The organism is Streptomyces sp. WZ-12 (assembly GCF_028898845.1).
Lineage (GTDB): Bacteria > Actinomycetota > Actinomycetes > Streptomycetales > Streptomycetaceae > Streptomyces.
Map to the genome: position 1 here is coordinate 7,647,710 of NZ_CP118574.1, position 25,835 is coordinate 7,673,544.

At 73.6% G+C, this 25,835-nt stretch carries 23 protein-coding genes and 1 pseudogene; 9 read left to right on the plus strand and 15 right to left on the minus strand.

Annotated features, from left to right (window positions below; genetic code table 11):
- Positions 1–541: 541 nt before the first annotated feature.
- From PV796_RS33440 to PV796_RS33455, 4 genes are all read right to left on the minus strand, one after another.
- Positions 542–1,978: an MFS transporter gene (locus PV796_RS33440; RefSeq protein ID WP_274917448.1), complete on the minus strand. Its 1,437-nt coding sequence runs from the start codon at positions 1,976–1,978 to the stop codon at positions 542–544.
- A 202-nt stretch (positions 1,979–2,180) separates the two neighbouring features.
- Positions 2,181–2,678: a nucleoside deaminase gene (locus tag PV796_RS33445; protein ID WP_274917449.1), complete on the minus strand. Its 498-nt coding sequence runs from the start codon at positions 2,676–2,678 to the stop codon at positions 2,181–2,183.
- Positions 2,679–2,818: 140 nt separating this feature from the next.
- Entirely contained in the window at positions 2,819–3,289 is a 471-nt protein-coding gene (gene cynS / locus PV796_RS33450; RefSeq protein WP_274917450.1) for a cyanase, read from the minus strand.
- A gap of 127 nt (positions 3,290–3,416) precedes the next feature.
- The gene (locus PV796_RS33455; protein WP_274917452.1) at positions 3,417–4,004 is read right to left on the minus strand and encodes a carbonic anhydrase; all 588 of its coding nucleotides are present in this window, start codon (positions 4,002–4,004) and stop codon (positions 3,417–3,419) included.
- A 388-nt stretch (positions 4,005–4,392) separates the two neighbouring features.
- Here PV796_RS33455 and PV796_RS33460 point away from each other — a divergent pair, with 388 nt between their 5' ends.
- On the plus strand, positions 4,393–6,423 hold the full coding sequence (locus PV796_RS33460; protein WP_274917453.1) for an ATP-binding protein: 2,031 nt from the start codon (positions 4,393–4,395) through the stop codon (positions 6,421–6,423).
- Here PV796_RS33460 and PV796_RS33465 read toward each other — a convergent pair.
- From PV796_RS33465 to PV796_RS33495, 7 genes and pseudogenes are all read right to left on the minus strand, one after another.
- On the minus strand, positions 6,407–7,480 hold the full coding sequence (locus PV796_RS33465; protein WP_274917454.1) for a serine hydrolase domain-containing protein: 1,074 nt from the start codon (positions 7,478–7,480) through the stop codon (positions 6,407–6,409). The genes PV796_RS33460 and PV796_RS33465 overlap by 17 nt on opposite strands.
- A complete protein-coding gene (locus tag PV796_RS33470) occupies positions 7,480–8,424 on the minus strand; it encodes a DUF6895 family protein (RefSeq protein WP_274917455.1) in 945 nt (314 codons plus the stop codon). Before PV796_RS33470 ends, PV796_RS33465 begins: the two co-directional genes overlap by 1 nt.
- A complete protein-coding gene (locus PV796_RS33475) occupies positions 8,421–9,407 on the minus strand; it encodes a DUF6895 family protein (protein WP_274917456.1) in 987 nt (328 codons plus the stop codon). The genes PV796_RS33470 and PV796_RS33475 overlap by 4 nt, the downstream gene beginning before the upstream one ends.
- Positions 9,404–10,105, minus strand: coding sequence for a hypothetical protein (locus PV796_RS33480; protein WP_274917457.1), 702 nt, complete (start codon positions 10,103–10,105; stop codon positions 9,404–9,406). Before PV796_RS33480 ends, PV796_RS33475 begins: the two co-directional genes overlap by 4 nt.
- 11 nt (positions 10,106–10,116) lie before the next feature.
- Entirely contained in the window at positions 10,117–10,302 is a 186-nt protein-coding gene (locus PV796_RS33485; protein WP_274917458.1) for a hypothetical protein, read from the minus strand.
- 179 nt (positions 10,303–10,481) lie between these two features.
- Positions 10,482–11,264, minus strand: coding sequence for a GNAT family N-acetyltransferase (locus tag PV796_RS33490; protein WP_274919341.1), 783 nt, complete (start codon positions 11,262–11,264; stop codon positions 10,482–10,484).
- Positions 11,265–11,309: 45 nt separating this feature from the next.
- Positions 11,310–11,674, minus strand: a pseudogene (locus tag PV796_RS33495) (TetR/AcrR family transcriptional regulator); the annotation flags it as partial.
- 163 nt (positions 11,675–11,837) lie between these two features.
- Between PV796_RS33495 and PV796_RS33500 the strand changes: the two are divergent.
- Together PV796_RS33500 and PV796_RS33505 are read left to right on the plus strand one after the other, a co-directional pair.
- Complete coding sequence (locus PV796_RS33500; RefSeq protein ID WP_274910934.1) at positions 11,838–12,722, plus strand: IS982 family transposase; 885 nt, start codon at positions 11,838–11,840, stop codon at positions 12,720–12,722.
- 32 nt (positions 12,723–12,754) lie between these two features.
- Complete coding sequence (locus tag PV796_RS33505) at positions 12,755–13,162, plus strand: TOBE domain-containing protein (protein ID WP_274917459.1); 408 nt, start codon at positions 12,755–12,757, stop codon at positions 13,160–13,162.
- A 34-nt stretch (positions 13,163–13,196) separates the two neighbouring features.
- Here PV796_RS33505 and PV796_RS33510 read toward each other — a convergent pair whose 3' ends face one another.
- A complete protein-coding gene (locus tag PV796_RS33510; protein WP_274917460.1) occupies positions 13,197–14,705 on the minus strand; it encodes a helix-turn-helix domain-containing protein in 1,509 nt (502 codons plus the stop codon).
- Between the two features lie 205 nt (positions 14,706–14,910).
- Here PV796_RS33510 and PV796_RS33515 point away from each other — a divergent pair, with 205 nt between their 5' ends.
- The 3 genes from PV796_RS33515 to PV796_RS33525 all read left to right on the plus strand — a co-directional run bounded on the left by PV796_RS33515 (position 14,911) and on the right by PV796_RS33525 (position 19,282).
- A complete protein-coding gene (locus PV796_RS33515; protein ID WP_274917462.1) occupies positions 14,911–15,753 on the plus strand; it encodes an FAD binding domain-containing protein in 843 nt (280 codons plus the stop codon).
- Entirely contained in the window at positions 15,750–18,548 is a 2,799-nt protein-coding gene (locus tag PV796_RS33520) for a molybdopterin-dependent oxidoreductase (protein ID WP_274917463.1), read from the plus strand. Before PV796_RS33515 ends, PV796_RS33520 begins: the two co-directional genes overlap by 4 nt.
- A gap of 221 nt (positions 18,549–18,769) precedes the next feature.
- Positions 18,770–19,282, plus strand: coding sequence for a molybdopterin-dependent oxidoreductase (locus tag PV796_RS33525; RefSeq protein ID WP_274917464.1), 513 nt, complete (start codon positions 18,770–18,772; stop codon positions 19,280–19,282).
- An 18-nt stretch (positions 19,283–19,300) separates the two neighbouring features.
- Here PV796_RS33525 and PV796_RS33530 read toward each other — a convergent pair whose 3' ends face one another.
- Positions 19,301–19,723 carry a TOBE domain-containing protein gene (locus PV796_RS33530; protein ID WP_274917465.1) on the minus strand — a complete coding sequence of 141 codons (423 nt, stop codon included), beginning with the start codon at positions 19,721–19,723 and terminating at the stop codon, positions 19,301–19,303.
- A gap of 338 nt (positions 19,724–20,061) precedes the next feature.
- On the opposite strand from PV796_RS33530, the gene PV796_RS33535 reads away from it, so the two are divergent.
- From PV796_RS33535 to PV796_RS33545, 3 genes are all read left to right on the plus strand, one after another.
- Positions 20,062–20,457 (plus strand): TOBE domain-containing protein, encoded by a 396-nt coding sequence (locus tag PV796_RS33535; protein ID WP_274917466.1) that lies wholly within the window; start codon positions 20,062–20,064, stop codon positions 20,455–20,457.
- A gap of 183 nt (positions 20,458–20,640) precedes the next feature.
- A complete protein-coding gene (gene modA / locus PV796_RS33540; protein WP_274917467.1) occupies positions 20,641–21,429 on the plus strand; it encodes a molybdate ABC transporter substrate-binding protein in 789 nt (262 codons plus the stop codon).
- A gap of 100 nt (positions 21,430–21,529) precedes the next feature.
- Complete coding sequence (locus PV796_RS33545; RefSeq protein WP_274917468.1) at positions 21,530–23,605, plus strand: ABC transporter permease; 2,076 nt, start codon at positions 21,530–21,532, stop codon at positions 23,603–23,605.
- Between the two features lie 141 nt (positions 23,606–23,746).
- On the opposite strand, the gene PV796_RS33550 is transcribed toward PV796_RS33545, so the two are convergent.
- Together PV796_RS33550 and PV796_RS33555 are read right to left on the minus strand one after the other, a co-directional pair.
- Complete coding sequence (locus PV796_RS33550) at positions 23,747–24,193, minus strand: nitroreductase family deazaflavin-dependent oxidoreductase (protein ID WP_274917469.1); 447 nt, start codon at positions 24,191–24,193, stop codon at positions 23,747–23,749.
- A gap of 173 nt (positions 24,194–24,366) precedes the next feature.
- Positions 24,367–25,821: a SulP family inorganic anion transporter gene (locus tag PV796_RS33555; RefSeq protein ID WP_274917470.1), complete on the minus strand. Its 1,455-nt coding sequence runs from the start codon at positions 25,819–25,821 to the stop codon at positions 24,367–24,369.
- Between the last annotated feature and the right edge of the window lie 14 nt (positions 25,822–25,835).

The window sequence follows — 25,835 nt, forward strand, 5'->3', positions numbered from 1 at the left end:
GGCATTGCCGCGAAGATCGGGCCGACTCAGGGTTACCTGCCCATTGAGGGCCCCGCGGTGGTGCGCAACGGCACACAGGCGTTGTTGTGCCCTGCTGGGGCTCGCGCCTAACGCCGTTGAATCGGACATCACCGGAGGGGGGCCACACCGTGCCCGACCCCCTGCCGCAGCAGAACCACCCACACCCCGAGCCCCAACAGCCCCACGCCTCGAAGGAGTCCCGCAACACCGTCGCGAAGCTGGCCTTCGGCGCCATCGCCGCGCACACGGTGGCCGTTGCCGCCCGTCTCGACGTGAGGGGCCGGATCGGCGACGGGGAGCGCAGCGCCGACGACCTCGCCGCGGAGTGCGTCACCGAGCCCGGGACCCTGGCGCGGTCACTGCGGGCCCCTCCGCTCCCGCCGACGCCGACGCCGTCACCGTGGCCGAGGTCGGTGTCGGCCGGGCGGCCGAGACGCCGAGGGCGCGCTGATGGAAGCGGCCAGGCTCCCACTGCGCCGCGCTCCTGCCGTGCGTGGCTTGCCCCAGAAGTTCGTGTCGACTACCCGCTTGCCCGCGAAGCCTGCCGCCGGTGTCGGCTGGTACTCCTCGGTTCTGTGCCAGGAGGGGTGCTGCGGTGGGCGTGGTGCCGGGTGAGGGTGGCCAGGGCGGCGATGGCGAGGCCGCAGCCGGTGACGATCCACCAGGCGGGGCGGCTCGCGTGGGCGAACGTGGCGGCGGTGTAGCCGGTGGCGGGGAGGGTGGCGCCGATGACGGCGACGCCGAGGGCGCTGCCGATCTGGCGGCTGGTGGTGGTGATGGCGGAGGCCACGCCGGCCTGGGCGCGAGGCATGCCGGAGACGGCGGTGTGGGTGAGGGGGGCGTTGACGAGTCCGAAGCCGATGCCGAAGAGGAGGTAGCAGGCCAGGAGGAATGGGGTGTGCTGCTGGGCGCCGAGGAGGGCCAGGAGTCCGGCGAGGGTGGTGGCGGTGCCGGAGAGGGTCAGGGGCAGGTGGGGGCCGCGGGTGGCGGTGAGGTGTCCGGCCAGGGGCGGGCAGGCGATGGTCATGGCGGCCATGGGCAGCAGGTAGAGGCCGGCCTGCCAGGCGGCCAGGCCGCGGGCGTTCTGGAGGTCGAGGGCGGCGAGGAAGAGGAGGCCGCTCAGGGCGGCGAAGGCGCACACGGCGCTGAGGGCGGATGCGGTGAAGGGGGGCTGCCGGAAGAAGCGCAGTTCGATCAGTGGCTCGCGCTGGGCGAGTTCGGTGATGACCAGTACGGGCAGTGCCACGGCGGCGGTGACGGCGCAGGCCAGTACCTGGGGGGAGGTCCAGCCCGTGGCCGGGCCCTGGATGATCGCGTAAACGCTGGTGGCGAGCAGCACGACGACCAGCGCCTGGCCGGCCGCGTCCAGGCGACGGGGGTGCGGGGCGCGGGATTCGGGCACCTGGCCGGTCAGGGCCAACGCGAGGAAGCCCATGGGCAGGTTGATCAGGAAGATCCAACGCCAGCCGACGGTGTCGACCAGCAGCCCGCCGAGCAGGGGGCCGACCGCCATGGTGATGCCCTGGACCGCGCTCCAGACGCCGATGGCGCGGGCGCGTTCGCGGCGATCGGTGAAGACGTTGGTGATGAGGGCCATGGCGACGGGCGTGAGCATGCAGCCGCCGACGGCCTGGAGGGCACGGAAGGCGATCAGCCAGCCCAGGGAGGGAGCCAGGGAGCACAGCAGGGAGGCGGTGGTGAACAGGGCGAGCCCGGCACGGAAGACGCGGCGGCGGCCTATCCGGTCGCCGGTCGAGCCGGCGAGCAGCAGCAGGGCGGAGAGGACGACGAGGTAGGCGTCGACGGTCCACTGCAGCCCGGCGGTGGAGGCGTCGAAGTCGCGCTGGATGGCGGGCAGCGCGGTGTTCAGGGCGGTGTTGTCGAGGCTGACGAGGAACAGGGCTGAGCAGCAGACGGCAAGGACCAGCTGCCGCCGCCTCGGGGACAGCTCGGACATGGCACCACCTTGGGGAGCACGGTTCGGGACGGGGTGTGGGGAGGGGAGCAGCAGCGGTGCACCGGCCCCGGGACGGAAGGTGCGGGGCCGGTGCACGCCGGGGTTCACCAGCGCGGGAGGTGGCCGGTGGCTGCGGGGCGGTCGAGCGCCTCGCGGGTGCTGAGTTCCTCGTGGACCCCGGCCACCTCCCTGACCACCCGGGTCACGCGGTGGGAACGCCCGCGACGCGGCGCTCGCCGCCGTTGCGCTGCTGCCAGAACCGGTACACCTCGACGGCGTCCTCGCGCTCCTCGTAGCGCATCGGCATCCGGCGGTCCTGCCAGGGCTTGGCGAACTCGTCGTAGAAGGTGGCGAGTTCGAAGTACCTGCGGTCGTCGACGTAGTGCGGCTCGTAGGCGTCGCGGGTGGTGAGGAAGACGACCTCGGCCGGCGAGCAGTAGTAGAGCGAACCCAGGCACATCGGGCAGGGGTGGGCGAGGACGTAAATGGTGGCGCCGGTCAGGTGCTCGGTGCCCAGCTTGGTGCACGCCTCGCGGATGGCGAGGATCTCCGCGTGCGCGGTGGGGTCGCCTGTCTGGGCGACCTTGTTGGGGCTCTCGGCAAGGACCTCGCCGTCCTTGACGATGACGGTCGCGAACGGGCGGCCGCCCTCGGCGACGTTCTGACGGGCGAGGTCGATGGTGCGCTGGGCGAAGTCCATGAAAGATCCTCCAAAGAGGGAAGGGGGAGGCGAGGCCGCTCGTGGGCGGCTTCGCGGGGTTCGGGGAACGCGGCGGGGCGGGCCGGAAGGCTGTTTCCGGCCCGCCCCGTTGCCGTCCGTGTGACGCCTATGGGCGCCGGTCAGAAGGGCTTGGTCGGCAGGTACTTGCCGTCCAGGGTGATGACGGCGCGCTCGCCGCCGTCGGGGTCGGCGACCTTCTTCACGTCGAGCTTGAAGTTGATCGCGGAGATGATGCCGTCGCCGAACTCCTCGTGGACCAGGGCCTTGAGGGTGGTGCCGTAGACCTGGAGCATCTCGTAGAAGCGGTACATGGTCGGGTCGGTCGGGATCCGGTTCGGCATCGAGCCGCGGACCGGGATGGTCTGCAGCAGCATCACCGCGTCCTCGTCCAGGCCCAGCAGCTCGGCGACGGCCTTCGCGGCGTCCTGCGGCAGCGGGTGCTGGCCGAGGAGGGCGGCGGTGGTGAAGGCGACCGACAGACCGGAGGTCTCCGCGATCTGCTTCCAGGAGAGGTTCTTGCGGGTCTTGGCCTCGACGGCCTTGGCGGCCAGGGCCTCACGAGCGGTCTGCTCGAACTGGGCGTGCACCATGATCAGTACGTCCTTTTCTCGGATCTGCCACTCCACGGACAGGGGTGGGTGAAGTGGCCAGTGGGTGGGGTGGATACGGGTCTCCGGCGCGCTCGTTGTCGCGGGCTGGAAACCCGAGCCGGGAGGGTCAGGCCGCGAACGCGGGGCCGGCGGCGGTCAGGTCCGCCACGCGGCCGGTGGGGATGTCGTAGACCCAGCCGTGCAGGGCGACGTTCCCCTCCGCCAGGGCCTTGGCGACCGAGGGGTGCGTGGCCAGGTTCGCGAGCTGCGCGAGCACGTTCTGCCGCACCAGGGCGGGAACGTCACCGGCAGCGGCGGTGCGAGCCCGGGAAGCATCCGCGTGCCGCAGCCAGGCGGCGACCGCCGGGGCGCCGCTGAGGTCGTGGTCCTCGGCGAGGGCGGTCATCGCGCCGCACGCGGAGTGACCGCAGACGACGATGTCCTTCACGCCGAGCGCGGCGACGGCGTATTCGATGCTCGCCGCGACCCCGTCGGCCTCAGGCGTGTAGGCGGGGACCAGGTTGCCGGCGGTGCGGATGACGAACAGGTCGCCCGGCTCGGTGCCGGTGATCAGCTCCGGCACGACGCGGGCGTCGGAGCAGCTGATGAACAACGTGTGCGGTGTGTGGTGCGTGGCCAGATGCGCGAAGAGCTCCGCCTTGGCCGGGAAGACGTCCCTCTGGAAACGGGCGACGCCCTCGGTGAGGTCCTGCATTGGTCACTCCCTTCGGGTGGTGATCGGCCCCTGTGGGCTGATGAGCTCCACCATGCATGACCTGCATCTATAGTGTCCAAGAGTTGTTAGGCATGAGAGTTATTGATTTCATCTATAGTTGAGGGCGCGCTCGGAGCGCAGTTGCTGGGCCGCACCGGCCGCACGCCCCGCGCCTGGCGCCGGAGCCTCACTCTCACCCCCCGTTCAGGGAGCTGCTCGGCGGTAAGGTCCCGACCGACGTCACTCGGGAGGGTGAGCCGGGTGCGCTCCTGTGCGTATTGCTCGCCCTGCTCAGCGCCCAGGACCCCAACTTCCCCCCGGTCACTCCTTGATGCGCGCCCATCGCGCGGCTGGTAGCGAGGCTCCCGGCATGGGGCAAACTGGGCCGGTGGCGAGCAATATTCCCGAGGAGTCGACGAGCTTCGTCGGTCGGAAGGCCGAACTCCGGTATCTGGGAGCCGTGTTGACGCAGCGTCGGCTGATCACCCTGACCGGCGCCGGTGGCGTGGGCAAGACCCGGATCGCGGTACGGGCCGCCGGCGCCGCCGCGGCCCGGTTCCCCGACGGCGTCCGCTGGGCCCAACTATGGCCATTAGACGGCGACCAGTTGCTGGTCGCCTCCGTCTGCGACGCGGTCGGCCTGGCCGACCACTCGGCCCGGATGCCGGTGGCACTGCTCTGCGAATGGCTCGCGGACAAACGGCTGCTGCTGGTCCTGGACTCCTGCGAACACCTCGTCGCCGCCTGCCGGGCCCTGGTCGGCGACCTGCTGACCGCAGCCCCCGACGTCACCGTCCTGGTCACCAGCCGGCAGCCGCTGGACCTCCCGGGGGAGTGCGTCACCGAGATCGGCCCGCTGTCGTGCACCGGCGACAACGACGCGCTGGCGCTGTTCACCGAGCGGGCCGGCACCGCCGCCCCCGACCTCCGGCTCACCGACCCCGGCAACGCCGAGGCCGCGGACCTCATCTGCCGCCGCCTTGAGGGCATCCCGCTGGCCCTGGAGCTGGCCGGTGCCCAACTGGCCAACCGCCCGCTCGCCCAGGTCGCCGAGCGGCTCGGCTCCCGCCTCGACGCGCTGGACGGCACCGGCTTGTCCTGGACCCCGCGTCACCGGACCCTGCGCACCGCCATCGGCTGGAGCCACGAGCTGTGCGCCCCGCTGGAGCGGCTGCTGTGGGCCCGGCTCTCGGTCTTCCGCGGCACCTTCGACGCCGACTCCGCGGCCGCGGTCTGCGCCGACGGCCCGCTCACCGCCGACGGCGTGCGCACCGCGCTCGCCGGCTTATCCGCCAAGTCCGTGCTCACCCGCGACGGCCACCGCTTCCGGATGCTCGACACGCTGCGCGAGTACGGCCGGATGTGGCTGGCCGAACTCGACGAGACGGCCGTCGTCGCCGACCGGCACGCCGCGCACTTCCTCGGCCTCGGCCGCAGCGCCGAGCGCGGCTGGCTCGGCCCCGACCAGGTCGCCTGGTACGGCAGGGTCGCCGAGGCGTACGTCGACCTGTGCACCGCCCTGGACCACCTTCTGGTCAGCGACCCCGCCGGCGCCCAGGAACTCGGCGCGGCCGTCGGCTTCTTCTGGACCTGTTGCGGCCATCTGCACGAGGCTCGCGACTACTTGGAGCGGGCACTGGCCGCCCAGGGCGACCCGGGCGCGAGCCACACCCGCGCCCTGTGGGCGCTGGGCGTCGCGGTGCTCCTCCAGGGCGAGTTGCACACCGCCGAGGCCCTCGGCCGGCGGTGCGCCCGCGCCGCCCGGGAGGCCGCCGACCACGACGCGATGCTCGCCGCCGGCTACCTCATCGGCCTGACCCACCTGATGGCCGGCCGCCCGCTGACCGCCCACGCCACCGCCGAGCGGGTCCTCGGGCCGTCACCGGACGACCCCTTCGCCTCCGCCAGTCGGCTCCGCTGCCACCTGGTGCGGCTCTTCGCGCTCACCGCCCTCGGCCGGCTCGACGAAGCGCGGCGCCTGGCCACCACGCTGCGCCACGGCTGCGTCCAGCGCGGCGAGTACTGGTCCCGCTCCTACACCGACTACCAACTCGCCCTGGTCGCCCTCTTCCAGGACCGGCCCGAGGAGTCCGCCGACCACGCCCGCGCGATGCTCGCCGCCAAGCGGCGGATCGGCGACAAGTTCGGGATCGGGCTCGGCCTGGACCTCCTGGCGGCCGCGGTCGCCGCCCAGGGCAAGGCAGCGGTCGCCGCCCAGGTCTACGGCGGCGGCCAGGCCATCTGGCGCTCGGTGGGCCATCCGCAGCGCGGCACCCCCGAACTCCGCGCGGTGCGCGAGCAGTGCGAGCGGCGGGCCCGGGCGGCGATGGGCGACGCGGCGTACGCCGCGGCCTTCGGGCGGGCCGCCGAGCAGGACCCCGAGGTGCTGCTCGCCCGCATCCTCACCGGGGAGCTGTGACCGGCGCGCCGGCCCCGGCGGGACCGCCGTCGCCGGCGAGCGCGTACAGCAACTCGTAGGCGGAGGTCACCATCCGGCAGGTGTGGCCGCGGCGGGTGGCGAGCGCGATCAGCCCGGTCCCGGACGCCGGGTGGTAGCCGACGAACGCCTGCTGGCCGAAGGTCGCCCCGACGTGGAAGAGCAACGGGCCGCGCGGCGCCGGGTGTTGGTACCACGTCAGGGTGTGGGTGTTGCGGTGCCGCCAGCCGCGCCGCAGCAGCGGCACCTGCACGGTGCGCAGCGCGGCGGCCAGCGGGCTGCCCCCGGGGGACAGGTGCGCCTCCACGTAAGTCAGCAGGTCGTCGGGGGTGGCGCGGACCGCCCCGGCGGCGGCGAAGGCCCCCATGTCGGTGCCGCGCACCGGGGTGGTGCCGTTGGCCCGGTGACCGACGGCGTCGGTGCCGGTCGCACCGGGCGCCAGGGTGGTGCCGGTGAGCCCGAGCGGCTTGAGCACCCGGGCGGCGAGCAGGTCCGGGTAGGCGGTGCCGGTGGTGTGGCTCAGCGCCGAACCGAGCAGCGCCAGACCGAAGTTGGAGTAGCGCCAGCGGGTGCCGGGCCGGTGCCGGGGGCGGGTCCGCGCGAAGGTCCGCAGCAGGTGCTCGGTGGCGTATCCGGAGTAGCCGTCGTCGTACGGGCGGAGCAGCGCGCCGAGCAGCAGGTCGGCGGGGATCCGGGGCAGCCCGGAGGTGTGGGTGGCCAGGTGCCGCAGGGTGATCCGGCCGGAGCGCGGATGGTTCAGCGGCAGGCGGGGGAGGCGGGCGGTCAGCGGATCGTCCAGGGAGAGTTCCCCGTTCACCGCGAGCTCGGCCAGCAGCAGCACGGTGAACGTCTTGGACAGCGAACCGAGTTCGTAGCGCAGCGCGGGGCGCGGGGTGGGCGGTGCCAGCGCGCTGCCGCCGCTGAGCACGGTCCGGTGGCCCTGCCGGGTGACGGCCAGCACGACGTCCGGGGCGTCGATGCGGGCCAGCGTGTCCGCCAGCCGTTCTTCGATGGCCGGCCCGCCGGCTGCGCTCCGCATCAGTCGGCGTCGGTGGTCAGCGCGCGCGAGGTGGCCATCGCCGAGGCGAACGCGGCGACCAGGGTGGGGTGGTGGACCTGGTCGAAGACCAGGTCCGGCGTGCCTTCGGGCATCGCCCGCTGGATCGGCATGGCCCCGGACTCGGCCTGGGCGGCCGCGTACCGCTGCCACAGCCGGGCGTCCAGGGTGGGACGCGGCAAGCAGGCGTCCACGACCAGGAGTTCGCCGACCAGGTCCCAGTGTTCGAGCTCCGCCCAGTCCTCCAGCCAGGCCGGCAGGTACCGGCCGAGGTAGCCGGCGATGTCCGGCGGGATCCGGTCCGGCGCCTCGCCCCAGTTGGTGACGTGGAAGACGGTGTGGGTGATGTCGTAGGCGATGTGCAGTTGCACCGTCCACGGCTCGGGCAGCCGGCCCAGCCAGGTGTGCGCGAGCGCCTCGCCGAAGTCGGCGCTGGGGGCCAGGCCCAGCTTGCGCTCGGCGTTGAGCACCCCGAGCCGCCGGTTGGGCACCATCTCCAGCGCCGTCCAGGTACTGGTCCGGCGGGATGCGCCCAGGCCCGCCTCCAGACCCGGGTGGCGGTGGCCGAGCTCGTGGAACGGTGCGTAGATCTCCAGCGGCACCGGGGAGAGCGGCTCGTCGCGCTGGAGCGTGGCCAGCACGTTGCCGCCGTCGAGCAGCTCCCGCCAGGCGAAGTCCAGCAGCGCACCGGCCCGGGTGCGCTGCCGGGACCCGGCGACGCCCTCCCGGAACAGCACCCGCATGTTGATCGCCAACTCGCCGATGGGCTTGAGCCGTTCGATCGTCGCGCTGCCGGTGGCGCGGTCCTCGGGCGTCAACCGGAAGTATTCGCGGTGCGCGTCGAGCCAGCCCAGGGCCCGGTCGCCGACCCGGTGCAGCAGTGCCGGGGAGGCCGGGGTGGCCAGGGACGCAGCCGTCGGGGTCACAGCGCAGCCTCGCTTTCGCAGGGCGTCCGTCCGGCCACCGTCGCCGCGTCCCGGACCGGCAACGGGCCGGTCCCGGCCTCCTCCGAGGCGATACGGGCGAGGGTGCCGGCGAACGCGGTCACCAGGGTGGAGTGGTAGCAGGCCCGGAACGCCTCGGTCGGGTCGTCCGGCCGGGGCGCCGCACCGGTCTCGGGCACGCCGCCGTCGGCGGCCTGCGCGTCGGCCAGCCGCCGCCAGGCCGCCGCGTCGTACGGGGCGGCCGGCAGGCACGCGGCGACCGCCAGCAACTCGCCGACCAGGTCCCACAGTTGCTCCTCCAGCCAGTTCTCCAGCCAGGAGGGCAGCCAGAGCCGCAGATAGCCGGCGGCCTCCGGGGCCAGCCGCCGCCGGTTGCGGCCCCAGTCGGTGAGGTGGAAGACGTCGTGCGTCACGCCGTACGCCGCCCTCCGGTCCAGCGCCCAGGGCTCGGGCAGCAGCCCCAGCCCGGTCAGGGCGAACTCGGCGTCGAACGCGGCGTGTTGGGACAGCCCGATCCGCCGCTCGGCGTTGAGCACCCCGAGGGTGCGGGTGTGGTCCTCGCGGGCCACCCGCCAGCCGCGCAGCCCGGTCGTGGTGAGCACCAGCTCCTCCACGGCCGGATGCCGCAGCCCGGCCTGTGCGAAGGCGCCGTAGATCTCCACCGGGTAGGTGGCGTGCGGCTCCCCGCGGATCAGCTCGGCGAACAGCTCGCCCTCGCGGGCCTGTCGCCAGGCGAACGTGAACAGCCCCTGCGCCGCGGCCCGGAAGTCGGCCCGCGGGTGGCAGGAGGCGATCAGTTGGGTCAGCTCGGCCAGTTCGCCGAGGGGTTTGAGGGTGAGGTTGGGGTCGGCGTCGGTCGTCGCGTCCGGCGGGAGCCGGAAGTGGTCCCGCCACTCGGTCAGCCAGCCCAGGCTCCGCCCGACCAGGTCGTCCAGCAGCTCCGGGTCGCCCCGGCCGGCGGTCACCAGCCCCGCCCGAAGAACCGCTGCGCGGCCACCACGTGGAGCGACACCCGAGGGTCGCCGCCGCCCATCTGCCGGACGAAGGCCAACCCCGCGTCCAGCCCCAGGGTCGGCGGTACGGCCGGGAGCCGGGCCAGCCAGCGGCCCACCCCGGCGGCCTGCAACCAGTCCCGGCGGCGCACCGCCCGGACGAAACCGCGCGCCAAGTCGTCGGTGCGCCAGGCCAGTTGCTCTTCCAGGTCGGCGGCCAGGCCGGGCAGCGCCAGCGCGGCGAGTTGGGAGACCCGGTGGGCGAGCTGCGGCCAGGGGTCGGTGCCGGTCCACTCCGCGCCGGTCTCCGGGGGGCGCGGCCAGGGTTGCGCGCCCGTGGAGAGGTAGGCGTGGGTGGCCTCCACCAGGCCGCGGTAGCTCCACGCCGAGACCTCCGAGGCGTCTGTACCAGGGGGATAAGCCGCCAGCGTCTGCCGCACCACCGCTTCGTCGTCCGCGCCCACCGGCACCGCCCGGTGCTCCAGTGCGTACGGCGCGAGCGCGTCGGCGCCCAGGACCCGGACCGCGGCCGGGGCGAGCGGATCGCCCTGGCGCAGGATCCGGGAGAGCGCATAGGGGTCGCCCCCACCCTGGAGGGCGAGGGCGACCCCGGTTGCGGCATCGGCGATCACAGCGCTGAGCGGGACTGCTCCCTGCGTCTGTTCAGCCAACGCGAATCCCCTCAGCGAACGCCGGTCTTCGGACGAGGGGCGGGGGGCGAGATCAGCAGCAGGCCGAGCAGCAGCAGTCCACCTCCGCACTCGCGGGTGTCCCGGTAGACACCGTCGGGCTCTGCAGGGCTGAGCAGTCCCTCGACTTCGGCGGTCAGGGTGGCCGTCTCGACCGGCGCTGTGCGATCCGTAACCATGCGATCAACTCCTTCGACGAATGGGATATCAGGCTTACATCCGCCACAAACCGCCGCAATCCGAACCAAAGCGACGGGCGAGTAACCGTCGGGGGCGCCGTCGGGGGCCTGTTGGGCGGAGCGTCCGCCGTCACCGCCACAACTCGTCGCGCGGCCAGGGGAGTTAATCCGCCCCGGGCTCAGGGCTCGCGGACGTACGGCGTGGTTGTGCTCAACGTCGCGAAGCCCAGCCGGGACAGGATCGGACTGCTCCGATCGGAGGCATCTACCTGGAGGTAGCGAAATCCCCGCGCGGCGGCGAGCGCTGCCCGCCGGGCGACCAGCGCCCGGTAGACGCCCCGGCCCCGCCAGGCGGGTAGGGTGCCGCCGCCCCACAGGCCGGCGAAGTCCGTTCCGGCCGGGAGTTCCAGGCGGGCCGCGGACACCGGCGTCTCACCCGCCAGGGCGACCACCAGCACCAGTGCGTCCGGATCCCGTGCCAGGTGGGCGCGCAGCCGGTGCCGCAGGCGCTCGGCGGGCGTCCCGAACACCTCGGCGTGGACCCGCACCGTCAGCTCCACCCCGGCCGGGCCGCTCACCGTCGCCAGCCGCACGCCCGCCGGGGGCTCGGGCTCCGCGGCGAGGTCGGAGGCCCGCGCCACCATCAAGGACTCCGGCGGCTCCGGGACGAAGCCGGCCGCGCGCAGCCGGTCGGCGAGGTCCGCGGGGCGGTCGTGGGCGTAGGTCTTCCATTCGAAGGCCAGGCCCCGGGCCGCGAAGTGGTGGCGCTGCGCCGCGATGGCGGCGTCGGCGGTGGTGTCGTCCAGGTCCGACCAGAGCACGCCGTTCCAGTCGTCGGGCCCGCCGGTCTGCCGTACCACCGGCCCGTCGCGCTCCACCGAGGTGCCGGGGTCGGCCGGGGCCGCCCGTCGCAACTGTCGGTCGTAGCGCGCGCGTACCGCGTCGAGCTCCGTGTCCGTCATGTTCATCGGCACAGTATGGGTGGGCGCGGGGCGGCCGACCAGGTGTTACGCCGCCGTCCCCTTGCGGGCGACCGCGGTCTGTGCCATGCCGGGGACGAAGTCGGTGAACGGCTCGGGCACCTGGTGGCCCCGTGGTCGCAGTACCCGGAAGCGGGCCAGCGGCCCCCGCGGGTGGTCAGCCGGGCGCCGCGGGCGGCGAGCCGGTGGCTGCGCCCGCGGCCGGGGGAGCGGTCGAAGACCCAGTACAGGACGAGCCCCATCCGGGACAGCCGCATCAACTCGGGGAGCACATCGGCGAGTTCGTCCGGCATCTGCGCCTTCGAGCCGGACAGCGCCTCGCGGTGCACGTCGATGGCCGCCTCGCGGGCGTGCTCGGACTCGGCCGGGAAGGGGCTGAGGGGGCCGTTCGGTCTCCCGGTCCAGCGCGTCGCGGACCGCCGACCGGTGCTCGGCGGTGATCAGGTCGTCGGGGGAGGGGCGCGGCGTCGGGCGTCGGGCGCTGGTCATCTAGATGAATGAGTCCGATGTTTGTGCTGGCCGCGACCATGGCGAAGGGCGCCCGTTGGCTCGTGTGTGACGACAAACCTGGACGCCCTTCTGGCTGCACTGTACGTGTTCATCGATGACCATGTGGCCCCTCGTCGCCGGATCGGGCGACCCCCGAAACTGACAGACGCCGAACTGCTGTGCCTGGCCGTCGCCCAGGTCCTACTGGGCTTTCCCTCGGCCCGGCAATGGATCCGCTTCGTACACGCCCGACTGGGACACCTCTTTCGCTACCTGCCCCAGCAATCCGCCTACAACAAGCGCCTGAACGCCGCCGGCCCACTGATCTCGGCCGTGATCCAGGCACTGGCCAGGCAGGTGCCCACCTGGCACGACAACCTGCGGCTGATCGACTCCACACCACTGCCGTGCGCCGCCTCCCGCGAGACAGTCAAACGCTCCGACCTGGCAGGGCACGCCGGATACGGCTACTGCGCGAGCCATTCTCGCTTCTTCTGGGGATTGCGGCTCTACCTGCTGACCACAGCCGAGGGCATGCCGGTGTCCTGGTGCCTGGCCAACCCCAAACTCGGCGAACGCCAGGTGATGACCGCGCTGCTGGAACGCGACCACCACCTCATGCGCTCCGGTCAAGTGATTCTTGCGGACAAGGGCTTCGCCGGGCGGGAGTTCGAGGCGTTCCTCGAAGAGCGCCTGGGCGTCCATCTGGTGCGGCCGGACCTGAAGAACGAGCCTGTCCGGCATGGACGCCTGGCCCACGTCCGCCAGTGGATCGAGGCGGTATTCGACACCCTCAAAGGCCAGCTCAGCCTCGAACAACACGGAGGCCGGACACCCGCTGGTGTCTTCGCCCGCACCGGCCAACGACTCCTCGCCCTGGCCACGGCGATCTGGCACAACTGGAACACCAACGCCCCAGCCAAGCGATCACTGATCGCCTATGACCACTGAAGACATCGGACTCATTCATCTAGAGTGCGGGCGTGCCCTCGTACAGCATTGGTCAGGCAGCGCGGCTGCTGGGTGTCAGCTCGGAGACCGTCCGGCGGTGGGCCGACGGCGGGCAGTTGCGGATGGACCGGGACGGCGCCGGAAACCGGGCGATCGACGGGGTGAGTCTGGCCGCGTTCGCCAAGGAGCGGGCCGCGGGGGCGCATCCGGTGCCCGGCGAGGTCCGCACCTCGGTCCGGAACGCCTTCGCCGGGATCGTCACCGCGGTCACCCTCGACGACGTGATCGCGCAGGTCGAGATCCAGTCGGGGCCGCACCGGGTGGTGTCGGTGGTCAGCCGGGAGGCCGTCGAGGAGTTGGGCATCGAGGTCGGCATGGAGGCCACCGCGCGGGTCAAGTCCACCCATGTGCACGTGGACCGGCCGGACGGGCGCGGCTGAGCGGGCCCGCCGCGCGGTGGGCCGACCGGCCGCGTCAGCGGCACAACAGGGCCGCGTGCAGGTCGAGTTTGTGGTCGAGTCGGGACAGGTCGCGGCCGGTGAGGGTCTCGATCCGCTGGATGCGGTAGTGCACGGTGTTGACGTGCAGGTGCAGGATCTCCGCGGTCCGCGCCCAGGAGCCGTGTTGGGCGAGGAAGACCTCCAGTGTCTCCAGCAGCATCCGGTGCGAGGTGCTGCCGGCGCGCGCCAGCGGGCCGAGCACCCGGCTGCTGAACGCCGCGCGGACCTCCGCGGGCACCCCGGAGAGCAGCGCACCCAGCGTCGTCAGATCGTCGACGGAGGTGACGCCGGCGCCCGTCGGATCCGCCGAGCGGGCCGCGGCCAGGGCGTAACTGGCCTGTCCGAGCGCGGCGTTGAGGTCACCGGGGGTGGTCGCGGGGCCGCTCACGCCGGCGTGCAGCGCGGTCTTTGGCCGGCAGTCGTGCAGTGCCGGCCACGCCTCGCGCAGGGCCCGGACGCCCTCGTCGTGCGCCCCGGCGACCACCGCGGCCGCCCGGCCGTCCGGCAACCGGCCGGCCGCGAACGGCGCTTCGGGGCGGTGCCACAGCGCCTCGGCCAACGCCCGGACCACCGGCCCCGGTTCGGCGTCGTCCAGCGCCGCCACCACCACCCGGAACGGGCCGTCGGCGGGCAACCCGCAGTCGTGCAGCGCCGCGTCGAACGCCCCGGTCCCCTCGGCGGTCAGCGCCAGCAGCGCGTCCGCGGCTCGGCGCGCGGTGGTCTCCCGGGCTGCGGCGTGGTGCCGGTACTGGGCGAGGACCTCGGCTATCTCGTGCAGCACCCGCGGCGGGGCGTCGTCCGCGCCGCGCAGCCGCAGGAACCAGCCGTCGTACGGGCCGGCGTCCCCCTCGATGCGCAGGGTGGTGCCGGCGCCGGCGGTGAGCTCCCGTCGGGCCTGGCGTGGCGTCAGTTCGGGCGCGTCGGGGGTACCGGCGACCACCCGGCCGGTGGCGGTCAGCAGCCAGCAGGCCGGGCCGCCCAGGTGCGCGAACGCCCGGTCCAGCAGGGCGTCCGGCGTGGCGCCGCCGGCGAGCAGCCCGGCGAGCTCGGTGCGCACGTTCTCCGGTAGCGCGTAGTGGCCGGCCGGGCGGCGGCTGAGGTCGCCCCAGCGTCGCAGGTACACCGCCTCGGTGATGTCCCGGAACGTGATGTGCGCGGGCACCGCGAGCAGCGCGACGCGATGGGCGCGACAGGACTCGACCAGTACGTCCGGGACCGCTCCGTGGGTCTCCTCGCCGGCCAGCAGCGCGGCTGCCCCGGCCTCGGCCAGCGCCGCCACGAACCGGTCCGCCTTCTCCCTGCCGTCCTCGGGCGCCCACCACACCAGCCCGCTCAACACCAGCTCTCCCGGTTGGAGGAACCGCGCCGGCGCCTCCAGGTCGGTCGCGGTGACCCCGCTGACCTCTTGAGCGAGCAGTGATTCCTCGCCCCACAGGAGGGTCAGGTCGAGCGCATCGAGCTGGAGGAGGTCGTGGACGTGCATGCGGTGGCTCCTTGGACGGCTGCCGGGCACCCGACCCGGCATCTCACATTCACGAGGCAAATGCGGATTCTGGCATCGTAAATGCCAGCCGAGCTCGCCGAAATCCCCCTTGGTTGATCGTCCAGTTCCGGGCCGGGGCATTGGTGCGTTTTCCGTGCTGCGGACCAGTCGTGCGCCGGGCCGCCGCCTTGCTTCACTCGGCGGCATGGACCTGAACACCGTGCTGGAGGTGCGGGACGCCCGGCTGCACGCCCCGTGGCGACCCGGCGACGCCTGGCTGGGCGGCGGCACCTACCTCTTCTCCGAACCCCAGCCACACCTCCGCCGCCTGGTGGACCTCGGCCGGATGGGCTGGGAGCCGGTCAGTCAACTCCCGGACGGCTCCCTGGAGATCGCCGCCACCTGCACCATCGCCCAGCTCTCGCGCTTCGCGGCCGCCCTCCCGGCCCCGGCCGCGCCGCTCTTCGAGCAGTGCTGCCGCGCCTTCCTCGCCTCGTTCAAGATCTGGAACATGGCGACCGTCGGCGGCAACCTCTGCAACGGCCTGCCGGCCGGACCGATGATCTCGCTGACCGCCGCCCTGGACGGAAGCTGCCTGCTCCAGGCCCAGGACGGCTCCCGACGCCGGGTCGGGGTCGCCGACTTCATCACCGGCGCCGGCCGCAAGGACCTCTCCGAGGGCGAACTCCTCCGCTCGGTCACCCTGCCCGCCCGCTCCCTGACCTGCCGGACCGCCTTCCGTCAGGTCTCCCTCTACGGACTCGGCCGCTCCGCCGCCCTGGTCATCGGCGCGCTCGACCCCCTGGACGGCTCCCTGGCCGTCACCGTCACCGCCGCCACCGTCCGCCCCTTCCGTCTCTGGTTCCCCTCCCCGCCCACCGCCGCCGCGCTGCGCGCCACCCTCGACGACGCCGTCACCGACGCCGAGTGGTTCGACGACCTCCACGGCCTGCCCGCCTGGCGCCGCCACATGGCGCTGCGGCTCGCCGAGGAGGTCCGCGCCGAACTCGCCCCCCGCCCGCCGTCCCCCACGGAGGCCGTCCGATGAGCCACGTCATCCACGTCAACGGCCGGGAGTTCGACGCCGCGCCCCGGCCCGGCCAGTGCCTGCGCACCTATCTGCGGGACCGCGGCTGGTTCGGGGTGAAGAAGGGCTGCGACGCCGGGGACTGCGGCGCCTGCACCGTCCACGTCGACGGGGAGCCGGTGCACAGCTGCCTCTACCCGGCCGTCCGCGCCGCCGGGCGCCGGGTCACCACCGTCGAGGGACTGGCCGAGCCGGACGGCGAACTCCACCCGGTGCAACGGAAGTTCCTCGCCGCCCAGGGCTTCCAGTGCGGCTTTTGCACCGCCGGCTTCCTGATGACCACCGCCAAGCTGGCCGAGGACCAACTCGCCGATCTTCCACGGGCGTTGAAGGGCAACCTCTGCCGCTGCACCGGCTACCGCGCCATCGAGGACGCGATCCGCGGCGTCACGCACGTCGAGGAGCCCCGCCCCGGGGAGTCGGTCGGCGCCAACCTCGGCGCCCCCGCCGGCCCGCAGGTGGTCACCGGCACCGCCCGCTACACCTTCGACATCGAGGTCCCGGGACTGCTGCACATGAAGCTGCTGCGCTCCCCGCACCCGCACGCCCGGATCGTCGCCGTCGACACCGCCGACGCGCTGCGGGTCCCCGGCGTCCACCTCGTCCTGACCCACCGCGACGCCCCCGAGCGGCTGTTCTCCTCCGCCCGCCACGAGCACCCCACCGAGGACCCGGACGACACCCGCGTCCTGGACGACGTGGTCCGCTTCGTCGGCCAACGGGTGGCCGCCGTGGTCGCCGACACCGAGGCCGCCGCCGAGGAGGGCTGCCGCAGGATCGCGGTGGAGTACGAGGTGCTGCCGCACGTTCTCGACCCGGAGGAGGCGATGCGCCCCGGCGCCCCGGTGGTGCACCCCAAGGACCCCGAAACCTCCCGGATCGCCCGTCCGCAGGAGAACGTCGTCGGCGAGGTGCACGGCGAGATCGGCAGCGTGGAACGGGGTTTCGCCGAGGCAGACGTGGTCTACGAGGAGACCTTCCGCACCCAACGGGTGCAGCACGCGAGCCTGGAGACGCACGGCGCCCTCGCCTACTTCGAGGAGCGCGAGGACGGCGCCGGCGAGCGGATCGTGGTCCGCTCCAGCACCCAGGTGCCCTTCCTGACCCGGCGCGCCCTGTGCACCCTCTACGACCTGCCGGAGGACGAGGTCAGGGTGGTCGCGGGCCGGGTGGGCGGCGGCTTCGGCGGCAAGCAGGAGATGCTGACCGAGGACGTCGTGGTACTCGCCGCGAGGCGGCTACACCGCCCGGTGAAGCTGGAGTTCACCCGTGCCGAGCAGTTCTTCGGCGCCACCACCCGGCACCCGTTCACCATCGGGATCAAGGCCGGCGCCCAACGGGACGGCACCCTGACGGCGCTGCAACTCCGGGTGGTCGCCAACACCGGCGCCTACGGCAACCACGGCCCGGCGGTGATGTTCCACAGCGTCGGCGAGTCGATGGCCGTCTACCGCGCCCCGCACAAGAAGGTCAACGCCTTCTCCGTCTACACCCATTGCGTCCCGGCCGGCGCCTTCCGCGGCTACGGGCTGGGGCAGGTCACCTTCGCCGTGGAGTCCGCCCTGGACGAACTGGCCCGCCGCCTGGGCATCGATCCGCTGGTCTTCCGGGAGCGCAACATCATCGGCCCCGGGGAGCACATGATCACCCCCGGGGGCGAGGAGGAGGACCTCCAGATCGCCAGCTACGGGCTGGACCAGTGCCTGAAGGTCGTCCGCGACGCGATGGCCGAGGACCGCGGCGCCGCGGACGCTCCCGAGGGGTGGCTGGTCGGCCAGGGCGCCGCCATGGCGATGATCGCCACCGGCCCGCCCGGCGGCCACTACGCCGACGCCACGGTGACCCTGCTGGACGACGGCGGCTACGACATCGCCGTCGGCACCGCCGAGTTCGGCAACGGCACCACCACCGTCCACAAACAGATCACCGCCGGCGCGCTCGGTACCACCGTCGACCGGATCACCATCCGGCAGTCCGACACCGACGTCGTCCGGCACGACACCGGCGCCTTCGGCTCGGCCGGCACCGTGGTGGCCGGCAAGGCCGTGATGCGGGCGGCCAACGGGCTGGCCGAGAAGATCCTCACCTTCGCCGCCGAGCACGCCCGCACCCCGCGGAGCCAGTGCCGGCTGCTCGCCGACGCGGTGGAGTGCGCCGGCCGGCCGGTCCCGCTCAAGGAACTGCACGCGGCCGCCCGGGCGCAGGGCGAGGAACTGACCGCGGCCGGGCACTGGGGCGGCTCACCGCGCTCGGTGGCCTTCAACGCCCAGTGGTTCAAGATCGCCGTAGACCCCGACACCGGCGAGATCCGGATCCTGCGCAGCGTGCACTCGGCCGACGCCGGCCGGGTCATGAACCCGATGCAGTGCCGCGGTCAGGTCGAGGGCGGGGTGGCCCAGGCGCTCGGCGCCACCCTCTTCGAACAGGTCCTGGTCGACGGCGACGGCAGGGTCCTCACCCCCGCCTTCCGCCGCTACCGGCTGCCCGCCTACGCCGACGTCCCGCGCACCGAGGTGCACTTCACCCAAACCTCGGACGCCATCGGGCCGTTGGGGGCCAAGTCGATGAGCGAGAGCCCGTTCAACCCGGTGGCGCCGGCCTTCGGCAACGCGCTGCGCGACGCCACCGGGGTGCGCTTCACGGAGGTGCCGTTCCTCCGCGACAAGGTGTGGCTGGCCCTGGCGGAGCACCGTGCCGCGGGCGGCCCGGCGGGCTGGTCGGCCCGGGCGCACCCGTCGCGGGAGGGCTCGGTGTGACCTGCCCGCCGGCCGCCGCGCTGCTGTCGCGGCGGCCGGCGCGGGGCCGACGGGTCCGGGGGTGCACCGGTGGCGTTCCCGGATCTGCCGCCCCATCCGCCCATTCGCCTCACTTGTGCAAGGAGAACGTACGTAGTGGGATGGCATATGTGATTGAGGCCACTGTCGCCGGGGCATCAGAGGGAGGCAGTCGCCGCCCGGATCCTCTCCAGGGGGACACCATGAGCCGTCTCAGCCCGCCCCGCGCCACCGCCGTCCGCGGCGCGCCGGACGCCGTGCCGCCCGCCGCCCGGTCCTTCCTGATCAGCGGTCAGCTCCGGCACCCGCTCGCGCTGACCGTCGCCGATCTGCGGGAGCGCTGGCCGCAGCGGCACGCCCCGGTGGTCTTCGACTGCGCCACCAACGGGCCGCAGCACCACACCTTCGACGGCCCGCTGCTGCGCGAGGTGCTGGCGGCGGCCGGCCCGGCCTTCGACGCCCGGCGGCGCAAGGACCGCTCCCGTTTCCTGCTGGCCGTCACCGGCGGCGACGGCCACCACACGGTGCTGTCCTGGGCGGAGATCGACGCCGACTTCGGTGACGCCCCGATCCTGCTGGCCACCGCCATGGACGGCCGACCGCTGGACGGCGACGGCAGCCAACTCGTGGTGCCCTCCGACCGCTGCGGCGCCCGCTACATCAGCGCCATCACCGACATCTGGGTGGGCGCCTGCCCGGTGCCGGGGGAGCGGTAGTCGGGGCCGGCGGTCCGGTCAGCGCTCGGTGGCCAGCGCGACCTCGGTGGACTTGACCAGCGCGGTCACCTCGGAGCCGGCGGCCAGGCCCAGTTCGGCGGCCGCGTCCTTGGTGATCGCCGCGGTCAACTCGCCGCCGGCCACGGCCACCTTGACCCCGGCCATCGCGCCGCCGGTGGCCACCGCGACGACGGTGCCCGGGATCCGGTTGCGGATGCTGAGCCCGTCGACGGTGCCGGTGGCGAGCGCGACCTCGGTGGACTTCATCAGCACGCGCACCGGTGAACCCGCCGTGATCCCGAGGTCGTTGACGGCCTCCACGGTGATCGCGGCGGTGATCTCCTGGCCACCGGCCAGCCGCACCGAGACGGTCGACAGCACCTCCCCCGACGCGATGCCGAGAACCGTGCCGGGGAGCTGATTGCGGATGCTCAGGGTCATGGGAACCACTTCCTCGGGGCTGGGGGGGAGGAGGGCGGGATATCCGCGGGGGTGAATGCGGCGCCGGTCGCCGCAAGCGGAAACCGCCGCGGAACGGGGCGGGGAAATGTCGGGAATCGCCCCGTCGGTCCCTCGCACTGTAATCGCGTTCGGGCGGGAATTCCTCGGGGGATTCGGCCCACCGGGTGCGGCGTTCCGGCCCTGCTCCGGCGGCCTTTGCTCGGGATTCAGGCACCCGGAAACAGCGCTCGTTCCTTCCTCCAATAGCCCTTGCATCTGCTATAGAGGAATGCCTTAAGGATTGTAAATGCGAGGCATTAGCTCATATTGTGTCGCACATGCAGTCCTATACAATCGGCCAGGCGGCGCGCCTGCTGGGCGTCAGCCCGGACACCGCGCGCCGCTGGGCGGACGCCGGCAGGGTCGCGACCCACCGCGACGACAGCGGCCGCCGCCTCATCGACGGCCGGGATCTGGCCGCCTTCTCGATCGAGGTGGGCCAGTCCGCGGGAGGCGAGGAGGACGATGCCTACACCTCGGTCCGCAACGCCTTCCCGGGCATCGTCACCGCCGTCAAGGTCGGCGACGTCGCCGCCCAGGTCGAGATCCAGGCCGGACCGCACCGTCTGGTCTCCCTGCTCACCCGCGAGGCCGTGGAGGAACTCGGCCTGGAAGTCGGCATGCAGGCCGTGGCACGGGTGAAATCCACCAGCGTGCACATCGACCGCACCTGACCCCGCGACCGCACCATCCGGCGGCCGGTCCGTGCGTCCCTGACGGGGCGGCCGCCCACCCAGCGGCGTCGCCCCTCCCCGCGCTCTCGAACGTCCTTGAGCAGGGGAGACCCCACTCGGCGCGGCTGATGTCCCCGTCCGCCCGGGCGACCGCCTCGCCCGCGTCACAAGGAGTCCCGCACCATGTCCCCCTTCGTCTCCGGGCGCCGCGCCGCCTCCGCCCTCGTCACCGCCGCCCTCCTCGTCCCCCTCGCCGCCTGCTCCGGCGGCAGTGGCGACAGCGCCAAGAAGGACGGCAGCGGCACCACCACCAAGCTCACCGTGCTCGCCGCCGCCTCGCTCACCGACGTCTTCAAGAAGGCCGGCGCCGCCTACGAGAAGGAGCACCCCGGCACCAAGGTCGCCTTCTCCTTCGCCGGTTCGCAGGAGCTCGCCGCCCAGGTCAAGCAGGGCGCCCCCGCCGACGCCCTGGTCACCGCCGACACCAAGACCATGGACGGGCTCAAGGCCGACACCGGGACGCCCACCGTCATCGCCAAGAACCGCCTGGTCATCGCCACCGGCAAGGGCAACCCCAAGAAGGTCGGTGCGCTGAAGGACCTCGCGAACAGCAAGCTGAAGGTGGTGCTGGCCGCCCCCGAGGTCCCCGTCGGCCGTTACAGCGAGAAGGTCCTGGACGCCCAGAAGCTGACCGTCAAGCCGGTCTCCCAGGAGCCCAACGTCCGGGCCGTGCTCAGCAAGGTGGAACTGGGCGAGGCGGACGCCGGCATCGTCTACAAGACGGACGCCGCCACCGCGCCCGGCAAGGTCGACGCCATCGACATCCCCGACGCGCAGAACGCCGTCGCCTCCTACCCGGCGGCCACGCTGAAGTCCTCCCAGCACTCCGCGGCGGCCGCCGCGTTCGTCGCGTGGCTGAGCACCCCCGAGGCGCAGAAGCTGCTGCAGGCGGCGGGCTTCCAGAAGCCGTGACCGCGCGGGGGCGGGGCCGCTCCGACCCGGAGGAGCGGCCCCGCCCCCGCCGCCCGCCGGACCCCCGGCCCCGCCGCCCGACCCGATCCCAGGACTCCCGATGAGCCGCCTTCGCACCCCCGACCCGGTGCGCGCCGCCCGGCGCCGCGCGCCCGGTGCCCGCACCCCCGTGGCACTGGCCGTTCCCGCGCTGCTGGCCGTCGCCTTCCTGCTGCTGCCGCTCATCGGCGTGCTGAGCCGCACCAGTTGGGGCGAGCTCGGCACCCATCTGACCAGTCCCGCGGTGCTCCAGGCGCTGCGGCTCTCGCTGCTGGTGTCGTGCTGGGCGCTGGGCCTGTCGCTGCTCCTCGGGGTGCCGCTGGCCTGGCTGTTGGCCCGGGTCGACTTCCCCGGCAAGGTGCTGGTGCGCTCCCTGGTGCTGTTGCCGATGGTGCTGCCGCCGACCGTCGGCGGTGTCGCCCTGCTGCTCGGCTTCGGCCGCCGCGGGCTCCTCGGCCCCTGGCTGGAGAACACCTTCGGCATCGTGCTGCCGTTCCACACCTCGGGCGCGGTGGTCGCGGCCACCTTCGTCGCGATGCCCTTCCTGGTCATCAGCCTGGAGGGCACCCTCGCCGGGCTCCGCCCCAGCTACGAGGAGACCGCCGCCTCCCTCGGCGCCTCACCGGTACGGGTCTTCTGCACCGTCACCCTGCCCATGGTCGCCCCCGGACTGGCCGCCGGCGCCGCGCTCACCTGGGCCCGCGCGCTCGGCGAATTCGGCGCGACCATCACCTTCGCCGGCAACCTCCCCGGCACCACCCAGACCCTGCCGCTCCAGGTCTATCTGCTGCTCCAGGACTCCCCGGAGGCCGCCACCTCGGTCTCCCTGCTGCTGCTCGTCATCGCCATGGCCGTCCTGGTCTGCCTGCGCGGGCGCTGGATGGGCGGGCCCAACGAGCGCTCCCGGCGCGCCGGTCGGGACGACGGGGGGCGTGGGCGACGTTCCGCGGGTGGCGGCGTTGAGGGTGAGGGGGGTGCTGTCGGTGGCGCGGCAACGAGGGCCGACGGCGGCCTGACAGAGGTGGACGGCGGGCCGGCCGGCGCTCCCGCCCACGCCGCCCGAGCCGCGGAGCCCCTCGCACCGGAACCGTCCGCGCACGAGCGCTGGCCGCTGGACGCCGAGGTCACCGGCTTCACCACCCTCACCCTCCGGGCCGATCCCGGCACCACCGTCGCCGTCGTCGGGCCCAACGGCGCCGGTAAGACCACCCTGTTGCGCGCGCTGCTCGGGCTCACCCCGCGGGCCCGGGCCGCCCTGCGCCTGGGGGAGACCGACGCCACCGCGCTGCCCCCGCACCGGCGGGGCGTGGCATGGGTCCCCCAGGACGGCGCCCTCTTCCCGCATCTGACGGCACTGGCCAACACCGCCTACGGGCTGCGCGCCCAGGGCGTCCCGCGCGCCGAGGCCCGGTGCACCGCGCAGCAGTGGCTCGACCGGCTCGGCGTCGGCGCGCTCGCCCACCGCCGGCCCGCCCAACTCTCCGGCGGTCAGGCCCAACGCGTCGCGCTGGCCCGGGCGTTGGCGGCCCGGCCGCGGCTGCTGCTGCTCGACGAGCCGCTGGCCGCGCTCGACCAGACCACCCGCGCGCATGTCCGGCACACCCTGCGCGGCCATCTCGCGGGCTTCGGCGGGGTCTGCCTGATCGTCACGCACGACCCCGTCGAGGCGGTCTCGCTCGCCGACCGCGTGCTCGTCCTCGACGGCGGTCGCGCCCTCCAGGACGCCCCGCCCGCCGAGGTCACCCGCCATCCGCGCTCGCCCTGGGTGGCCCGGATGCTCGGCCGCAACGCCTGGCCCGGCACGGCGGCCGACGGCGGGCTGGCGCTCACCGGCGGGGGCCGGCTCGTCGTCGCCGATCCGCTGCCCGACGGGACCCGGGCGCTCGCGGTGATCGCTCCCGAGGCGGTCTCGGTGCACCTCGACCGGCCCACGGGCAGCCCGCGCAACGTTTGGCCCGGCACCGTACGGGAGATCACCGCCGCCGGCAGCCGACTGAGGGTCCTGGTCACCTCGCCCGAGGCGCCCGACCTCGTCGCCGAGATCACCCCCGCCGCGGCCCTGGAACTCGGGCTCGCCGACGGCGCCGCCGTCTGGACCAGCGTCAAGGCCACTGAGGTGACGCTGGTGGCGATCTGACGCAACGCGCAACGTCAGGGGTGTGCGAGGCGGGGCCGGCCGACCTCCCGGCAGCAAGCCATCAGCGCGGGCACCTCGTCGGCGCGGCCCGGCCAGTACGGGGCCCGTCAGCGCGGTGCCCGCGCCAGCGCACCGCCTCCGTCAGTGCGGTGCCGCCGTCGGCTCCAGTACGAAGACCGGTATCTCGCGGTCCGTCTTCGCCTGGTATTCCGCGTAGTTGGGGAACGCCTCGACCGCGCGGGCCCACCAGCGTGCCTTCTCCTCGCCGGTGACCTCGCGGGCCGTCATGTCCCGCCGGACCGCGCCGTCCTGGAGCTCGACCCGGGGGTCGGCGAGGACGTTGTGGTACCAGACCGGGTTCTTGGGCGCGCCGCCTACGGAGGCCACCGCGGCGTACGCCCCCTCGTGCTCCACCCGCATCAGCGGGCTCTTGCGGAGCTTGCCGGACTTGGCGCCGCGGGTGGTCAGCAGGATCACCGGCAGGCCGAGCATCGTCGTGCCCTCGGTGCCGCCGGAGCCCTCGTACCGCTCGACCTGTTCACGGACCCATGCCGTCGGGCTCGGCTCGTACTCTCCTTGCAGGGGCATTGCGTCCGCCTTCCGTCTTCCGTCGAGCTCTCCTCGTGTTGGGGTCAACGGCGGGGCCGCCGCGATCATTCCGGCTCCGCGGCCCGATTTTCCGTCGCCGCTCTCCACCTCGCCGGCCAGTGCGGTCGGCCGGGCCGCGCCCCCGGTGGGGAGCGCGGCCCGGCGCCCGGGGATCAGGAGACCAGTTCCACCGCCCGGCTCCGGTTGCGGCGGTGCTGCTCCGCCCAGTTCTCCAGCGCGGACTGGCAGGCGTGGTCGACGTGGCGCAGTCCGCTCAGGTCGAGTTCCACGTCCCGGTCGGCGGGCAGTGACTCCAACTGGTCGAGCAGCTTGGGCAGTCGGAGGAAGGTCGCACTGCCCACGGCCCGGACCCGGATCGGTCCGGGGACGCTCGGGACCTGCACCTCCAGATGCGCCTGCGAGGTCTCCCAGGCGGTCTTCGCCACGGCCAGCAGCAGACCGATCAGCACGCCCTCGAACATGTTCACCGTCACGATGGCGAGCGCGGTCACGCAGAGCACCACGGCCTCACCGCGGTGCGCCCGCCACAGCGGCCGCAGCTCCCGCAGCGGGATCAACTTCCAGCCCGCGTGCACCAGCACGCCGGCCAGCGCCGCGACCGGCACCACGCCCAGCGCCGCCGGGAACGCCGCGGCGAACAGCAGCAGCCACACCCCGTGCAGCACCCGCGACGCCTTGGTGCGCGCCCCCGCCTGCACGTTGGCGGCGCTGCGCACGATCACCGCGGTCATCGGCAGCGCGCCGAGGACTCCGCACAGCGTGTTGCCGGCACCCTGGGCCATCAGCTCCTTGTCGTAGTCGGTCCGGGCCCCGTCGTGCAGCCGGTCCACCGCCGCGGCGCTGAACAGCGACTCCGCGGAGGCGATCAGGGTGAACGCCAACACCGTGCCCAGCACGCCGAGTTCGGTCAGCCGGCCGATGTCGGCCAGGCCCGGCGGCTGGATCGCGTCCAGCAGCCCGCTGACCCGGACCCGGGCGACCGGCAGGTCCAGCGCCCAGACCGAGGTGGTGGCCAGCGCGACCGCCGCCAGGGGTGCCGGCAGGACCCGCGCCGCGCGCCGCCACCGGGGCCACAGCACCAGCACGGCTATGGTGCCGGCCCCGACGGCCAGCGCGGAGAGGGCGGCGGGGGAGCCCGCGGTGTCCAGCACCAGCCGCGGCAGCGACCCGATGTTGGCCAGTCCGCTGCCCGGCGCCTTGGCGTCGGCCAGGGCGTAGAGCTGCCCGGCGATCAGCACCAGCCCGATGCCGGCAAGCATGCCCTGCACCACGGCCACCGAGATCGCCCGGAACCAACGCCCCAATTTGAGGGCGCCCATGGCCAGTTGGAGGAGCCCGGCGGTCAGTACCAGGACGCCCAGCGCGCCCAGGCCGTACTCCTTGACCGCCTCGAAGACCAGCACGGTCAGCCCGGCGGCCGGGCCGCTGACCTGGAGGCTGGAGCCGGGCAGCAGCCCGGTGACCAGCCCGCCGACGATGCCGGTGACCAGCCCCAGTTCGGCCGGTACGCCGGAGGCCACCGCCACCCCGACGCACAGCGGGACGGCGACCAGGAACACCACGAGCGAGGCGGTGAAGTCCGCCCGGAGGAAGGGGAATCGCTTCATCACGTAGGGCCCGC

Excerpts from the sequence above, each read along its gene's own strand:
- PV796_RS33520 (WP_274917463.1), top strand. The coding sequence starts at position 15,750 with ATGAGCCACGTCATCCACGTCAACGGCCGGGAGTTCGACGCCGCGCCC.
- PV796_RS33510 (WP_274917460.1), bottom strand. The coding sequence starts at position 14,705 with ATGCACGTCCACGACCTCCTCCAGCTCGATGCGCTCGACCTGACCCTC.
- cynS (WP_274917450.1), bottom strand. The coding sequence starts at position 3,289 with ATGGTGCACGCCCAGTTCGAGCAGACCGCTCGTGAGGCCCTGGCCGCC.
- PV796_RS33485 (WP_274917458.1), bottom strand. The coding sequence starts at position 10,302 with ATGGTTACGGATCGCACAGCGCCGGTCGAGACGGCCACCCTGACCGCC.
- modA (WP_274917467.1), top strand. The coding sequence starts at position 20,641 with ATGTCCCCCTTCGTCTCCGGGCGCCGCGCCGCCTCCGCCCTCGTCACC.
- PV796_RS33440 (WP_274917448.1), bottom strand. The coding sequence starts at position 1,978 with ATGTCCGAGCTGTCCCCGAGGCGGCGGCAGCTGGTCCTTGCCGTCTGC.
- PV796_RS33490 (WP_274919341.1), bottom strand. The coding sequence starts at position 11,264 with ATGACGGACACGGAGCTCGACGCGGTACGCGCGCGCTACGACCGACAG.
- PV796_RS33535 (WP_274917466.1), top strand. The coding sequence starts at position 20,062 with ATGCAGTCCTATACAATCGGCCAGGCGGCGCGCCTGCTGGGCGTCAGC.
- PV796_RS33525 (WP_274917464.1), top strand. The coding sequence starts at position 18,770 with ATGAGCCGTCTCAGCCCGCCCCGCGCCACCGCCGTCCGCGGCGCGCCG.
- PV796_RS33550 (WP_274917469.1), bottom strand. The coding sequence starts at position 24,193 with ATGCCCCTGCAAGGAGAGTACGAGCCGAGCCCGACGGCATGGGTCCGT.
- PV796_RS33515 (WP_274917462.1), top strand. The coding sequence starts at position 14,911 with ATGGACCTGAACACCGTGCTGGAGGTGCGGGACGCCCGGCTGCACGCC.
- PV796_RS33455 (WP_274917452.1), bottom strand. The coding sequence starts at position 4,004 with ATGCAGGACCTCACCGAGGGCGTCGCCCGTTTCCAGAGGGACGTCTTC.
- PV796_RS33555 (WP_274917470.1), bottom strand. The coding sequence starts at position 25,821 with ATGAAGCGATTCCCCTTCCTCCGGGCGGACTTCACCGCCTCGCTCGTG.
- PV796_RS33465 (WP_274917454.1), bottom strand. The coding sequence starts at position 7,480 with ATGCGGAGCGCAGCCGGCGGGCCGGCCATCGAAGAACGGCTGGCGGAC.
- PV796_RS33445 (WP_274917449.1), bottom strand. The coding sequence starts at position 2,678 with ATGGACTTCGCCCAGCGCACCATCGACCTCGCCCGTCAGAACGTCGCC.
- PV796_RS33530 (WP_274917465.1), bottom strand. The coding sequence starts at position 19,723 with ATGACCCTGAGCATCCGCAATCAGCTCCCCGGCACGGTTCTCGGCATC.
- PV796_RS33545 (WP_274917468.1), top strand. The coding sequence starts at position 21,530 with ATGAGCCGCCTTCGCACCCCCGACCCGGTGCGCGCCGCCCGGCGCCGC.